This is a genomic window from Paenibacillus sp. ACRRY (genome assembly GCF_022346995.1).
In the GTDB taxonomy this organism is placed as follows: domain Bacteria; phylum Bacillota; class Bacilli; order Paenibacillales; family Paenibacillaceae; genus Paenibacillus.
In genome coordinates, this window is the sequence record NZ_JAKRNM010000004.1 from 471,386 (window position 1) to 486,277 (window position 14,892).

General features: G+C 48.7%; 10 protein-coding genes. 6 read left to right on the forward strand and 4 right to left on the reverse strand.

What is annotated here, in order from left to right; translation table 11 throughout:
* The first annotated feature begins 184 nt into the window (after positions 1 to 184).
* Positions 185 to 2,260: an nSTAND1 domain-containing NTPase gene (locus MH144_RS18075; protein WP_239302661.1), complete on the forward strand. Its 2,076-nt coding sequence runs from the start codon at positions 185 to 187 to the stop codon at positions 2,258 to 2,260.
* A gap of 34 nt (positions 2,261 to 2,294) precedes the next feature.
* On the opposite strand, the gene MH144_RS18080 is transcribed toward MH144_RS18075, so the two are convergent.
* Positions 2,295 to 3,977 carry a sigma-54 interaction domain-containing protein gene (locus tag MH144_RS18080; protein ID WP_239302662.1) on the reverse strand — a complete coding sequence of 561 codons (1,683 nt, stop codon included), beginning with the start codon at positions 3,975 to 3,977 and terminating at the stop codon, positions 2,295 to 2,297.
* 491 nt (positions 3,978 to 4,468) lie between these two features.
* Positions 4,469 to 5,392, reverse strand: a complete 924-nt coding sequence (locus MH144_RS18085) for a proline dehydrogenase family protein (RefSeq protein ID WP_239302663.1) — start codon at positions 5,390 to 5,392, stop codon at positions 4,469 to 4,471.
* A gap of 199 nt (positions 5,393 to 5,591) precedes the next feature.
* On the opposite strand from MH144_RS18085, the gene pruA reads away from it, so the two are divergent.
* On the forward strand, positions 5,592 to 7,139 hold the full coding sequence (pruA, locus tag MH144_RS18090) for an L-glutamate gamma-semialdehyde dehydrogenase (RefSeq protein WP_239302664.1): 1,548 nt from the start codon (positions 5,592 to 5,594) through the stop codon (positions 7,137 to 7,139).
* A 100-nt stretch (positions 7,140 to 7,239) separates the two neighbouring features.
* On the forward strand, positions 7,240 to 8,544 hold the full coding sequence (gene rpoN / locus MH144_RS18095; RefSeq protein ID WP_239302665.1) for an RNA polymerase factor sigma-54: 1,305 nt from the start codon (positions 7,240 to 7,242) through the stop codon (positions 8,542 to 8,544).
* Positions 8,545 to 8,687: 143 nt separating this feature from the next.
* Here rpoN and MH144_RS18100 read toward each other — a convergent pair whose 3' ends face one another.
* Positions 8,688 to 10,112, reverse strand: a complete 1,425-nt coding sequence (locus tag MH144_RS18100) for an aspartate ammonia-lyase (protein ID WP_239302666.1) — start codon at positions 10,110 to 10,112, stop codon at positions 8,688 to 8,690.
* Positions 10,113 to 10,438: 326 nt separating this feature from the next.
* Between MH144_RS18100 and MH144_RS18105 the strand changes: the two genes are divergently transcribed.
* From MH144_RS18105 to MH144_RS18115, 3 genes are all read left to right on the forward strand, one after another.
* Entirely contained in the window at positions 10,439 to 11,716 is a 1,278-nt protein-coding gene (locus tag MH144_RS18105) for a methyl-accepting chemotaxis protein (RefSeq protein ID WP_239302667.1), read from the forward strand.
* Positions 11,717 to 11,889: 173 nt separating this feature from the next.
* Positions 11,890 to 12,729: a hypothetical protein gene (locus MH144_RS18110; protein ID WP_239302668.1), complete on the forward strand. Its 840-nt coding sequence runs from the start codon at positions 11,890 to 11,892 to the stop codon at positions 12,727 to 12,729.
* A 240-nt stretch (positions 12,730 to 12,969) separates the two neighbouring features.
* Complete coding sequence (locus tag MH144_RS18115; RefSeq protein WP_239302669.1) at positions 12,970 to 13,677, forward strand: copper amine oxidase N-terminal domain-containing protein; 708 nt, start codon at positions 12,970 to 12,972, stop codon at positions 13,675 to 13,677.
* A 119-nt stretch (positions 13,678 to 13,796) separates the two neighbouring features.
* On the opposite strand, the gene MH144_RS18120 is transcribed toward MH144_RS18115, so the two are convergent.
* Complete coding sequence (locus MH144_RS18120) at positions 13,797 to 14,771, reverse strand: ring-cleaving dioxygenase (protein ID WP_239302670.1); 975 nt, start codon at positions 14,769 to 14,771, stop codon at positions 13,797 to 13,799.
* Between the last annotated feature and the right edge of the window lie 121 nt (positions 14,772 to 14,892).

The following is a 14,892-nucleotide window of genomic DNA, read 5'->3' on the forward strand; positions in this document are numbered from 1 at the left end:
ATATGAAGTGCATGTATCCCGTGTTAAACGTTTGCATGATACTGTTCGGAACCTATCCATAATTTGGCTTTCTTCAAGATTTTATCATTTCATAGGTTAGTGCGCGTCTCAATATAGTCTCAAATTTGTAAGCGAATAGCTTATATTAGAATAAAAGTACCAGTATCTAGTACGGAGGGCACAAATGGGAAACAGTAGTGAGGTACAAAGCGATAGACACTATGATCGTGGCAAACGTTTTGTAGGACGAGTCAAGGAATTAATGATTCTGGATCGCTGGTTTGACCATCCGGAAGCGCCTTTGACCATTTTTTCGGTAACGGGAATGGGAGGGATCGGGAAATCCTCCCTGCTCTCGGAGATGTTGTCGGTATCCCGTAATCGGGGGGCTACGTCCATATGGATGGATGGCAGATCCTGTGGTTCAACTCCCTCGGTCTTTCTGGAGTATCTGTCCTCGACATTGGGACTGGAAACGATGGGGAGTGAGGGGCATCTCCGGCCACTTAGCCGACTGACTGAGACGTCGGTTCACAAGAGACTGGTTATTGCGGTGGATAACTATGAAGAACTTGCTTTGCTGGAAAGTTGGTTTATGGAGGTTTTCGTCAATAAACTCTCCTCCAGCGGGGTGTTGATCATCTTGGCCTCACGATCCGAACCGGCTACGGCATGGCGAACGCATCCCCGCTTGAGGCAGAATCTGGTGCAGATGCCGCTTCAGCATTTCACGAATGAAGAAGTATCGGAGTACATTGCTGGTGCAGGACTCGTGAATATCAGCATGGCAGGCACGATTGCACGCATGACGGACGGGCATCCGTTTGGACTTGCCCTCGCGGTGGAAGCTGCCGATCATCGGCGAAACGTACCTCTTGCGGAGTGGGCTGAGCTGTCCTATATGATCAGTGCTCGCTTATTGCTCGAATTGACGCTTCCAAGTCTGCATCCCATGATTGAGGTGCTCACACTGCTCGAAACCGCCAATCAGGAATTGTTATCCTCGGTTCTGCAAACGGAAGTGACGCTCGGCGAATACCTGGCGCTGAAGCGGATGTCGTTCATTCGATCCGTTCCGGATGGCCTGGCGCTGCATGACCTAGCCAGGGTGCATCTGCTTCGGGACTTTCGTCAGCGCGAACCGCAGCGGCTGCAAGCCATGCGGGTACGTATCGCGGGCTTGTTAGTGCCTCTGCATGCACAGGCCGGACCGCATGAACAGCGGCAGATTGCCCGGAGAATGCTCCTGCTCTGTCAGGAATCCATGCTTCAGCATCGCAAATATGCGGATGTATCCACCGAGGTCCTCTTTTCACCGCTGGAGGTCATGCGGGAAGGAGACCTGCCCTTGCTGCACAGTTTATTGGAGGAATGGTGTGAATACAGCGTGGAGCCGTGGCAGGCTGAGCCTTATCGCCCATTTTTGGATGAGCTGGCACAGCGTTATCCTGAAGGAATTGTGCTGATGCGTGCTCAGAACGGCGAGCCTATTGCCATGTTTATTACCGTACTTGTCCACCGGGAGAGCAGTGAAATGCTGTTAAAATATTTCCCGGCGGAAATGGAAGAATGCTTTAGCCCACAGGAACTGGCGTGTGATCCAGATCAGACGGATACTCATTTTGCCGTGCTGGCTGCTGCCCGTGATAACGTACCCGGATACAGACGCGAAGAGCTCGTGGGCTACATGTCGCTGGACAGGCTGTCCCTTCTGGGTGATGGAGCAAGAGTCATGCTGGTGGCAACCAATCCGAATCTGAAGCTGTTTTTACAGAGCATCGGGTTTCGGATGAGAAGAACGCATACACGTATCTGTGACCGATATGAGGATCAGGCTGATGTAATGGACCTGGATTTGCGTAATGGTTTATTTGGAGAATGGGTAATGTCGTTGCTGAATCCCGAGAAACAAGGGAGCAGGTTGCCGTATGAAGCGACGAGTGAAGGGATAGAGCGGATTCCGTGGTCTGAGTCGGATTTGCGAAAAATGCTGGCGCATTTGCACTCCCCAGGTGAACTACATACGTATGCTGCGCGGGTGAGTGGTGTGAAAGACGGAATGCAGCTGCAGATGCATGTGCTGGATCTTCTGGAGGGCCGCACTCATGGAATTTCCCAGCAGGATCAGATGCTCCTCTACGCAGCCTACTGGACTCATGCGGGTAATCCAACCGCCGCAGCCCAGGCCTGCTCGATGAGCCGAGCCACGTTTTACCGTCATTTGCGAACCGCACTGATTCGGCTGGCGCGAGTGTTATAACCGGATACGGATCATGAAATACAGAAGAGGCTGGTCATAGACCAAGCCTCTTCATTCGGTTATAGAGCGTGGCTCTGGAGATGCCTAGCTGCCTGGCGAGTGTGCGTTTATTGCCACCTGCCGAGATCAGACACTGACGCAGGAGCTTCGCTTCATATGAATCCAGCCTTTCCTGATAAGACAGAGGGGAGACTTCGAAGGACTCACTCTCATTTCCTTTTGGAATGGTGTCCAGGGATTCACGGGTTGAAGAGAGCGTGAGTCGTTCCGGCATGGGGTGCAGTAAGGAAGTCTCATCCGCTGTGGAGGAGTTGGGCTGCATGAATGAGGTGAGGGATTCCGGCAGATATTCCGGCTTAACCTCACCATCCGTTGTAAGAATGGTAATCCGTTCAATGACATTACGCAGCTCCCGTACGTTGCCTGGCCATCCGTAGCTGAACAGCAGCTTGAATACCTCGGGAGGAACAAGTTCAATGTGACGGTTATACGTCAGGGAGAACTCCTGAAGGAACGTCTGAGTCAATTCATATATATCTTCCTTGCGCATGCGCAAAGGAGGGATGATGAGATTAATGACATTCAGGCGATAGTATAGATCTTCCCGAAACTGATTCTTGGCAATCATGCCCATCAGATTCTGGTTGGTTGCCGCGATAATTCGGCAATTTGCCTGTTTCATGCGTGTTCCGCCAACGGGGAAGTAGCTTTTTTCCTGAAGGACGCGCAGCAGCTTTACCTGCAATTCGAGAGGCATTTCGCCGATCTCATCCAGGAAGAGCGTACCGCCTTCGGCCAGTTCAATTTTCCCCTTTTTTCCTTTGGGATCAGCACCTGAAAATGCACCTTTTTCATAACCAAACAATTCACTTTCGAACAATGAAGCAGGAATGGCACCGCAGTTGATGGCGATAAAAGGCGCGGATGGCGACTCGCGCAGGTCATGAATGGCTTTGGCAAACAACTCCTTGCCTGTTCCACTCTCACCAAGTATGAGCACTGTGGCTGAAGTAGTACTAATCTTGCGTATGGTCTCGAGACACTGCTTAATGACCGGACTACTGCCTTTGATCCTCGCGAATGGATCGGAATCCGGACGCAGCCGCGCTACGGCCTTCTCCAAGTGCTGGACTTTGGATGTCATATGTAACAGTTCCTGATGCAGGCGGATTTCAGTTGTTATATCGACTTCGGCAGCTACCGCACCCACGATACGTCCATCAAGTAAGACTGGACGTGCATTGATGAGAGCGAACAGATCCGGACGGGGCTGGTGCTGTTTGCGGTAGACCGTGTCGCCCGTGTACAACGTCTTGAGCGATTGAAGCCGATCAGGCGGGAAGAAGTCTGCTGCCGGCTGTCCGATAATCTCTTCTTTGTTAATGGAAAAAACACGCTCTGCATCCGTTGTCCAGTAAGCCACCGTGGCTTCTTCATTAATCAGGGTAAGTGCTGTACCTGCCGTTTCAATTGTAGTTTCAAAATAAGCCTCCATGAGACGGTAGGCTTGCAGCATGGATTGCAAAACATCAGTTACTTCGATGTATCCAATAGGGGAGCCTTCATCCTGGATCAACAGGTGAGGGCTTTCGCTAAAATAGGGAATGACCTCAGGCAGTGCAGTGGTCGAAGAAATAACAGGCATGTGCGCACTATCTTTAAGAATATTCAGGTCTGTCCGCAGAAGGGACATCACATCTGGAAGTAAATGTTTCATCCGTTTCACCTCGGGTTCGAGCATGATGATCAGGAACGACAATAATGTGCCACTACGTTTAAAACGAAACGTTGCGCATCAATAAATTGATCTTAACGAGAAAGAATGGTTAGACCTATTATAGCGGCACAAATAAGTTGTGTATATATTTTTTGACATGAGGTGTAGGTGTTATAGAGGGGATTAAATAATAGTTAAAATTTTTATTTTGGTATACGCTTACATATTAATGTTTTGCTTCTCTAGTTAGCTGTTCCTGAGTAGACTGAGCACTTAAAGCTATAGAGAGGTGAAGTTATATAACACGAAAATGGGTGGTTTTTATTTGTAGACCATTCATCAGTGTCTTAAATATTAGACATTTCAATTTGGGGTTTCTTATTTTTTAGACATTGCAGTGTAGAAGGGGGGGGCATGAGAGAGGGGATAAAAAAACCATGCGACCTGAGAAAACAGGGATCACATGGTTCCATATGAATAGGGAAGTCGGATTATCTAAACATGTTTTTGACGACCATCCAGAGATTGGCCGGCTTCTCGGCAAGGCGGCGAGTGTAATACGGGTACCACATCGTTCCATAGGGCACGTAACAGCGAATGCGATAACCTTCCCTTGCCAGTCGTTCCTGTTCGCTCATGCGCAGTCCGTACAGCATCTGGAATTCAAACGCATCAGGGGAGATGCCCCGGTCTCTGGCATACTGTTTGGTCCACGAGATAATGTGGTCATCATGCGAAGCTACCGCTGTGTATACACCCTGATCCAGATGCTGGCGGATCATGGACTTGAATTGATCAATGACTTCGGAAGCATTCTGATATGCTACGGCTGCGGGCTCTTTGTAAGCGCCTTTGACGAGACGAAGCCGAATGCCTTCACGAATCATGTCCCGTGTATCCTGTTCGGTACGATGAAGATAGGCTTGCAGTACCGTTCCCGTGTTATCAAGTCCTTCTGCATGCAGGCGGCGGACAATATCCAGCGTAGCCTGGGTGAACGGGCTGTCCTCCATATCAATTCGGACAAACAGGTCGTGCAGCTTCGCCTGCGCTGCCACGGATCGGATATTCCGGTAACCCTCCTCCGGATCGAGCGCAAGGCCCATCTGGGTTGGCTTCAGGGATACGTTAGAGTCTGCCCCTTGGCGAGCTATGCCTTCCACGAGTCTTATATATTCATCACGATACTGGGCAGCCTCCCTCAACCTTGTGATGCCTTCCCCGAGATGATCCAGTGTGGCCATAATGCCTTTGTTGTTAAGGACCCGAATCTCCTCCAGTGCCTCCTCCAGTGTGCTGCCAGCAATAAACTTGCCTGCCAGCTTTTTGCCGTATTTGATGGACAGATTCTCCACAGCTTTATTGCCTGCAACGGTCAGCAGTGTTTTGCGGTACATTTCCGTTCCAATACTCACGCCAGTTTCCTCCTTAGGGATCATGCTTCTTATAGCCCTTTAATGAAGCAAGAATCGTGCCAGATCATTTATTTTATTAAAATATTCATTCTTAATCGGAGTTGGCACGGATCTTGCTACATATATTGGTGAGAGTGAAATAGCATGGTAAATCAGGCGAGCAGCCAGCGATCCCAACATCCTGAAGGAGGAATTATTCATGAATATCCCTTTTGTTAACGAACCATTTACGCCCTTTGCAGTACCAGCGAACAAGGAAGCCTTTGAGAGCGCACTTCGCAAGGTGGAATCTGAGCTCGGACAGGAATATTCCATGATTATTGGCGGGCAGAAAGTAACGAGCAATCGCACCTCAACCTCCGTTAACCCGGCGGCTAAGGAACAGGTGATAGGTACCATTTTCCAGGCAGATCAGGAGCTGGCAGAGCAGGCGATTCAGACAGCGGCAGAAACATTCCGCACCTGGAAACATACAGATCCGAACGAACGTGCACGATATTTGTACAAAGCAGCTGCGCTTATGCGACTGCGCAAGCATGAATTCTCTGCATGGATGGTGTATGAAGCAGGCAAAACATGGCCGGAGGCAGATGCAGATACAGCGGAAGCTATTGATTTTATGGAATTCTATGCGAGGGAAATGCAGCGTCTCAGTGAACCTCAGCCCTTGACCCGGATTGCAGGCGAGGATAATGAACTGACTTATATCCCGCTTGGTGTGGGGGTTGTCATTCCACCTTGGAACTTCCCACTGGCCATTATGGCTGGCATGACTTCTGCCGCGCTTGTATCGGGTAATACAGTTGTCTTGAAGCCGGCCAGCACGACACCGGTAATCGCCGCCAAATTCATGGAACTGCTGGCTGAAGCAGGAGTACCGGATGGCGTAGTGAACTATTTGCCAGGTCCGGGCAGCGAAGTGGGTGATTATTTGGTGGATCATGCGCTGACTCGCTTTATCAGCTTCACCGGTTCAAGAGATGTGGGTCTGCGGATCAATGAACGGGCAGCTCACACAGCTCCAGGGCAAAAGTGGATCAAACGGGTGATTGCAGAAATGGGCGGTAAAGATTCCATTGTTGTGGACAGCGAGAGTGATCTGGAACTGGCTGCGGACTCCATTACCGCTTCGGCATTTGGATTCTCCGGACAGAAATGTTCCGCGTGTTCCCGCGCCATTATTCATAAGGATGTATATGATGAGGTATTACAGAAGGTCATTGAGCGTACGAAGAAGCTCACGATGGGCAGTCCGCTCGAGGTAGGCAGTCATGTAGGGCCAGTAATTGATGACAAGGCATATGCCAAGATTAATGAATACATCGAGGTGGGCAAGGGCGAAGGAAGACTTGTATTGGGGGGAGGTACAGGAGATGCCGAAGGCTATTTCATTGAACCGACAATTATCGCGGATGTTGACCCGCTGGCCCGCATTGCGCAGGAGGAGATTTTCGGACCTGTACTCGCGTTTATCAAGGCAGATACGTTTGAGGAAGCTCTTCATATTGCGAACAACACCGATTATGGCTTGACAGGTGCAGTCATTTCACGGAATCGTGCACATCTGGAACTGGCAAGACGGGAGTTTTTTGCTGGCAATTTGTATTTTAACCGGAAATGCACAGGTGCGTTGGTTGGCACGCATCCGTTTGGTGGATTCAACATGTCAGGCACCGACTCCAAAGCGGGCGGAAGAGACTACCTGCTGCTCTTTACACAAGCGAAGCTGGTCTCCGAAAAGTATTGAGGCGAATAGGGGCTGATGCTTGTAGTCAAGCATTTACTTTTGTACTCTTTTTCCGGAAAATATAAATCAAATTCCATTCCGCGCAGAAGGAGGGAGAATCATGCTGGAGATGCAGCTGGTTCAGGAACAGCGTGTTCGGCTGACCATGACGCCAGAGATGAAACAGTCCATTCATTTGCTGACGTTGTCCGGACAGGACTTGATTCGTTATCTGCAGGAAGCAGCGGAAGAGAATCCAGTACTTGAAGTGGAGGAGCACGCTGTACCTCTGGTCCGCCTCCCGCGGAAAGGAAATCAGAGAACGTTCGCTTCCTACGACCCGTTGCTGCAGGCGAAAAGTGCTGAGCCAACGCTTGAGCAGCTGCTGTCTGCTCAGATTCGCTTGCTGAGTCTTCCGCCTGTGCTGGAGGCAGCAGCCGAATATTTGGCGGGATGTGTCAATAGTGACGGTTATCTGACGATAGAATTGGTTGAATTGTCATCGGTATCCGGTATCTCTGTGGATGGGCTGCAAGCAGGATTGAATATCCTTCAGTCGCTGGATCCCGCAGGCGTTGGGGCACGCAGCTTACATGAGTGCTTGCTGCTTCAGATCCGCCGGGATCCGTTAGCCGCTCTCCATGCAGAGCGAATGGTTCAGGCCGGGCTGGGGGAGCTCGTACCCTTCCATCCGGGGAAAGCGGGAACTAGGCTCGGTATATCCTCAAGTGAGGCACAAGCTGCGTATAATTACATTACTCGGCTTGACCCTAAACCCTGTCGTTCCATTGGATGCCATGAGCGTCCCCATTACATTATTCCGGATGCCATGGTGGAACTGAGGCATGGCGAGATTTATATGGGACTCCATTCGGCAGGGAACCTTCGTGTATCCATGAATGAACAATGTTCCCATTGGATCAGGCATGGAGCTCCAGATGAAGTCTGGTCATCGCGCGCAGCGGAGGCGAGAGCCATTGTTCGCAGTGTGCAGCTAAGGCGTAGAACCTTGATGCGTGTTCTCACGGCAGTGATGAGTGAACAGGTACATTTTTTGCATGAAGGACCCGCTGGTCTGAAACCGCTCAGTCTGGCAAACGTTGCCGAGAGGATTGACATGCATGAGTCCACGGTGAGCCGTGCCGTTAGCGGGAAATATATTCAGACCCCTCATGGGATATTTGAATTAAAGTCCTTTTTTACGACAGGCATTGAGACAGCATGTGGAGATCCCACTTCTGCATCAGTGGTTAAACTTCGATTGAAGGAACTCATCCGTACGGAGCAGGTTAGCCGGCCGTATTCGGACAGCCAATTGACAGAGCTGCTCGCCGAGGAGGGAATCAGGATCTCCCGCAGAACGGTGGCAAAGTACAGGGAGGAGCTGCAGATTCTGCCTTCATTTGAGCGCAGGCGCTGGAGGTAAACAAACCTTAATGCCCTAATGCATTCCTTCTTATAGCAGTAGCGTTATGATACCAGAAAGCCCCTGCTCACCCGGATTAACGGTGTGCAGGGGCTTTCTGTTTTGATCAATAATCATAATGAATTCAAGTCAGTCAAACCTCATTACATATTGTGCAGGAAACGCTCACCAGCAATGCCTGGTGTAGTCATCTGTTCCGGATGCATGATTTCTTCGAGCTCCTCTATGGTGAGCAATCCGCGTTCCAGAATGATTTCTTGGAGCGAAGCACCGGTTTTCAGAGCTTCCTTCACAATGGATGCTGCCACGTCATAGCCCAGATGCGGGTTGAGTGCCGTAATGACGCTGAAGCTTTGCTTCATGATCAGTGCACAGCGTTCACGGTTTGCTTCCATTTCCTCCACCGCATAACGGGTGAACACGTCAATGCCGTTATTCATGATTTTCAGGGATTGCAGCAGGTTGAACGCGATGACAGGACCCATGACATTCAATTCGAATTGCCCGGCTTCACACGCCATGCAGATGGTATGATCGTTCCCCATGACCTGGAAGGAGACCTGGTTGATCACCTCGGCCATAACCGGATTGACCTTCCCTGGCATGATGGAGGAACCGGGCTGACGAGCCGGAAGACGAAGCTCATTGAATCCTGCCCGTGGTCCGGAAGCCATCATTCGAATATCATTACAGATCTTGGACAGGTTGACTGCGCATACCTTGAGGGCAGCAGACAGCTCCATATATGCATCTGTATTCTGAGTAGCATCCACGAGATCATCAGCCGTTTGCAGCTTCAGTCCGGTAACATTGGACAAATGTTCAGTGACCTTAACGATGTACTCCGGTTTGGCATTGAGCCCTGTTCCTACTGCCGTAGCTCCGAGGTTGATCGTCAGCAGGCGGCGATTCGCGAATTCAAGACGCTCCATATCGCGTCCCAGTACCCGAGCATAGGCACCGAATTCTTGTCCCAAACGGATTGGCACGGCATCCTGGAGATGGGTGCGTCCTACTTTGACAACATCATTGAACTCCAGTTCTTTTTTTAGAAAAGCATCTTTCAGACGCTGCATGGTATCAAGCAGTGTTTCAGACAACTGATACGCAGAAATCCGCAGTGCCGTTGGAATGACATCATTGGTCGATTGGGACATATTCACATGGTTGTTGGGATTGCAGTGGAAGTAGTCCCCTTTGTTTTGCAGCAGCAGTTCCAGTCCGCGATTGGCCAAAATTTCATTCATATTCATATTCATGGAGGTGCCTGCACCGCCCTGAATGGAGTCAACTATAAAATGATCCAGATGATGACCTTTCATCATTTCTTCAGCGGCCATCACGATGACATCGCCAATTTTCGGCGGCAGCATTTTCAGCTCCATATTCGTGACTGCGGCAGCCTTCTTCACGGCAGCAAGGGCTGTAATCAGCTCCCGATGCACGGGTACGCCGGTAATCGGGAAGTTTTCCACGGCCCGCACCGTCTGTATACCGTAATAGGCATAAGCAGGAATTTCTTTTTCACCAATAAAATCTTTCTCCGTCCGTGTGGACATTGTAGACATTTCTTTCGCCTCCAGTGGCATCCAAAAATAGGTCAGCTCCGGCGATGCCGAAGCGCACTCAGTATATCACTTAAGCAAAATGGATGCCAGGCTAAATGATTTTACCCAAGTTGCCGATAATAATTAAAATTAGGGGTTTTAACCTGGCTTGGTACTGGGTGAATCGAAGTGTCACAAACTTATCTTATAAATTATGCACCACAAGGATGAAAAGGTATTCGTGCGGGACAAGATGGGTTCCTGATTTAGCGCTTTCAGTGATGTAGATCACATGATATTTGGTTGATGATTGGTAAAATAGGAAAAAAGGACTACGAGGTGTGAACATGAAATGGACTTTAGGCGCAAAGACAGTCGCAGGTCTGGTACTAATTTCGATTATTACATACGGAACTAGCGGCTTTTTTATATTTTTCCTCCAGGACTGGCTCTCTTTCTCCATGCCGAGCTGGTTGTATATCACCTTAGTATTGATCCTAGGGGTGTGCTGGAACGGAATTCTGGGATGGTTTGCCTCACGCTGGCTGACACGCCCTATTGTTCACTTATCCAAAGCAGCTCAGCAAGTTTCGTCAGGAGATTTGACAGCTGAAATTCCGCAGCGCCGTACGCAGGACGAGCTTGCTGTTTTATATGATGCGTTTCGTGCGATGGTCGTTAATCTAAGAAGCATTGTAAACGATATTTCGGACAGTACACGTACGACCTCACAGAATGCGCAATCGCTGAGTGAAGCCATTACCCAGGCAGCCGAACAGATCGAAATGATGTCAGAAGCGGTGGATCACATTGCCGTAGGGGTAGAGGAACAAAAAGAGACCTCACAACATTCTCTGATTACAGCAGATGAGATGTTGAATGATTTTCAGCGCATGCATACCCAATCGATCGGAATGACAGAGATGTCAGGGCAGATGGAACGGTCGGTGGATCATACGAAGCAGACATTCTCGTATCTGATGAAAGGAATGGACGAGCTGACCGTATCGCATAATCGTTCCCGCGACATCATGGTGCTTCTGGAGAAGGAAGCTTCAGATATTGAAGCCATTACGCAATCGGTCAAAAACATCGCCGAAGAGACAGCGCTTCTGGCCCTTAACGCATCCATTGAGGCAGCGCGTGCCGGTGAAGAGGGAGCAGGTTTTGCTGTAGTTGCCCAGCAGATTCGCAAGCTGTCGGACGAGAGTACACAATCGGTTCACCGGATTAACGAATTGATCAGTCGTGTTCAGCAGCGTATTCGCGATACGGCACAGCTGATTCATGAGCAGCACGGGCTTGTCGTGAATGAGTCCCAGCGCACCATTAACGTCGATCAGACGCTGCAGGAGCTGACGGGAACGGTTGAGGTGTTCATGAAGGGCGCTCATGAGATCGGCTCCAAAATTGCTGAGCAGACCGTTCGGGTTGAACGAACACATGGTCACGTGAAACAGATTCAAGGAAAAGCCGGCTCGTTCTCGGACGAGGCCAGACGGATTATGGATGCCGCTCATGAGGAGACGGCAATCATGGAGGAAATCTCATCTTCCGCTGAAGAATTGAGACAATTAACGGATCGTTTGATGGATAAAACAAAAGCATTTCGGATGCAGCCTTGAGCTGTGTCCGGAGTGCTTTTTTTCTTAATATGGATAAACCCGAACATTCTTTCGCAAAATTTGAGGTTTGTAAAGTTTTTTTTATGAAACATTAACAAATTCGCAACGACTGGGCGATAAATGACGATATAATAGTTGTAGTATTCCATTTTTAAAAGAAGGAGCCCAGTATATTGAAAACTTGGACAGGTATCCTGCTGATGATCGTTTTGGCGGTTGTTACGATTAGTACAACTTCAGCTGCCAGAACATCCAATGAACAAAAACAGCTTAACATAGATGATCAATCCAGCCAGACCGATGGGGTCGTGGCATCCAATATAGAAACCAATGAAACATCCTTTACCTCAATAGAGAAAACTCCTGTAAAAAAAGAGAACGTTTCCGTTGCTCCGGAAAATGAAAAGGTCAGATTATACCCGTTGCAAGTGGAGGGTTCGGGTTATATTTATAACGGCATGATTCTTGAAGTGAATGGACAGACACGTGAATTCAGCAACTGGCAGGGAGAAGGCGGTTCTTACAAACCTGAAATACATGAAATAGATCTGAATGGGGATGGCAAAAAGGAGATTATCGTGCTGTTCACCGCCGGACACGGGACGGGTATTTATTTGGGTCAGGCACACATTATAGATCCGGATACGCTGGAAGAGATGAATATGCAGCCTTTGGATGAGGTTGTAAAGCAGCACATGAAGTCCAAAATAAACGTAACGCCTGGGAAAGTGACCATTGACGTAGCGTTGGATGGGGTGGAGTTAGAACCTTCTCAGATTGAGGAAGAAACGGATGGCATGGCCTATAATGATGAACTTCAATTCGGCGATGTCGTGTATTACAGTGTGGAGAACGGTAAGTTGGAAGTCACGGCATCCGGTGCTTATGGACCGGCTGGGTACGACGGAGATCTGACATTTGCCTATGCATACCAGGATGGCGAATGGAAGGCCGAGAATGTTGAATACAGCACAGAAGCGTATGAAGACGAGTATTATGAATCGTTTGATTGAATTCACGGAGTAGAAGATTTAAGGGATCGATGCTTGTCATAAAAGAATAACTTATGCTTCTGCCTTATTAGGCGAGGGCAGGAATGGTGGGGCTGAAAAAAAACGGGGATACTCAGCCTCGCTTTGTGCTGTCCTTATACAGAAATATTTCCATAATATTGAATTAAAGTGGTTGACATTACCACTTTAGTCGTTTAAATGTATAAAGGACAAACAATTTGTGTATGGGAGGGATTTACAGTGAAGAAAAAAGCCGTAATCGGACTGATGGTGGGCACACTGACACTCGGTATTGGTACAGGGGCACTGGCAGCAACAGGGCTTGAACCAATTAAGGCCTATCTGAACAGCAAGATTTCTCTGAAAATGAATGGAGCAACAGTGACAGCCAAGGATGCCAATGGCAAGACGGTACTGCCAATAACCTACAATGGAACAACGTATTTACCTGTGCGAGCAGTGGGGACATTACTCGGTACGGAAATTACTTATGACAGTGCAACCTCTTCGATTCTGATCGGCAATAGCAACGGATCTAATGCACCCGAAGAGAATAAGTTAACATTGAGTTCACTTGGAGCAACTGCGCTTGGAACATCCGCGTGGCACACCAAGGATCCGGGCGACACATCGTATAAAGGGAAAGACTACAAAGATGTATATCTTCATACGGACTCCGTAAAACAAGGCGAAAGCTTCCAGATCATGACACAAAAAAAGTATTCCAAGTTACATCTGGAACTGGCAGCCATTGCGGGTACCCACGAGATCAGAATTATAGATCATAATAATACAACGCTGAAAACACTCACTGTTGCAGCAGATCGTGGATTGCAGAGTGTAGATGTTGATGTTTCCGAGGCTGATTTTGTTTTTGTGGAGATCGTTGACGAAGAACCCGGCTCTTCTCTGTTCGTTCCATTGACTACTTCGTATCTGACTAAATAATATTTTATTGTTTATAAAAAAACGATTATTGTCATTGCGTTAGACGGTTCAGCCTGAACCACCGGCGCATGCAATAATCGTTTTTGGTTTGAGAGAAATGATCTAAAGTTATGAGCTGCTTAACGAATTACGGTATCGAGAGGTTTGAGATTGGCTTCGATCTCTGCCCGGCGGCCTTCCAGGAATGGAGGCAAAGCGAGCGATTCTCCCAGATGAGCAAGTTCTTCGTCCGTATCAAAACCAGGACCATCCGTCGCGAGTTCAAACAGGATGCCGTTTGCTTCACGGAAGTACAAGGACCGGAAGTAAAAGCGATCGACGAAGCCGGAATTAGGGAAGCTGAAGTTGCGAACACGTTCCACCCATTGTTTTAATTCTTCCTCATTATCCACCCGGAAGGCAACATGGTGTACGCTGCCACGTCCTGGTCTTTCGATCGGCAGGTCATTACGCTCCTCCACGTGGACCTCGGAACCACTGCCTCCTTCACCGGATTCGAATACAAGTACATCCGGTTGTCCTGCAACAAAAGCAGGGTAGGTTCCATTTTGACGGAATCCAAGCAGCTCTGTGAGAACTGTCGCCGTCAACGATGCATCCTGAACGGTGAGGTGTACAGGACCAAGACCAACAATACCGTATTCAGCCGGTACCGGGCTCTGATCCCATGGTTTGCCTCCAGGTACACCTGTGTTGTTTTCATCAGACACTAAGATCAGACGCTGGTTCTCAAAATCAGTAAATGAGAGTGTTGCGCGGCCGCCACGATCCATAATTTCACCATGAGGTACTTCGTACTCGTCAAAACGTTTGATCCAATACTGGAGGGCAGCATCACTAGGAACGCGCAGCGAAGTAGCAGAGATGCTGTTCACGCCTTCGCGTGTCTGTCCAGCCATCGGAATTTCGAAGAAGGTTAGCTCGGTGCCGGGATTACCTTTTTCATCTCCATAGAAGAGATGGTATACGGAAACGTCATCCTGATTTACTGTTTTTTTGATCAGGCGAAGGCCCATGACATCGGTATAAAAGCGATAGTTTTCAGCGGCATGTGCGGTCAGTGCGGATACGTGGTGAAGTCCTTTGATTTGCATTGTTAATTCCTCCTGGGTAATTGGGATTTGAGGTATTCTAATTATGTGTGAGATTGATTTTTACTTTTATTAAGTTGCTAACTTTTTGTTTGTTTTGTTCTGCATTTATCTTAACATAAAG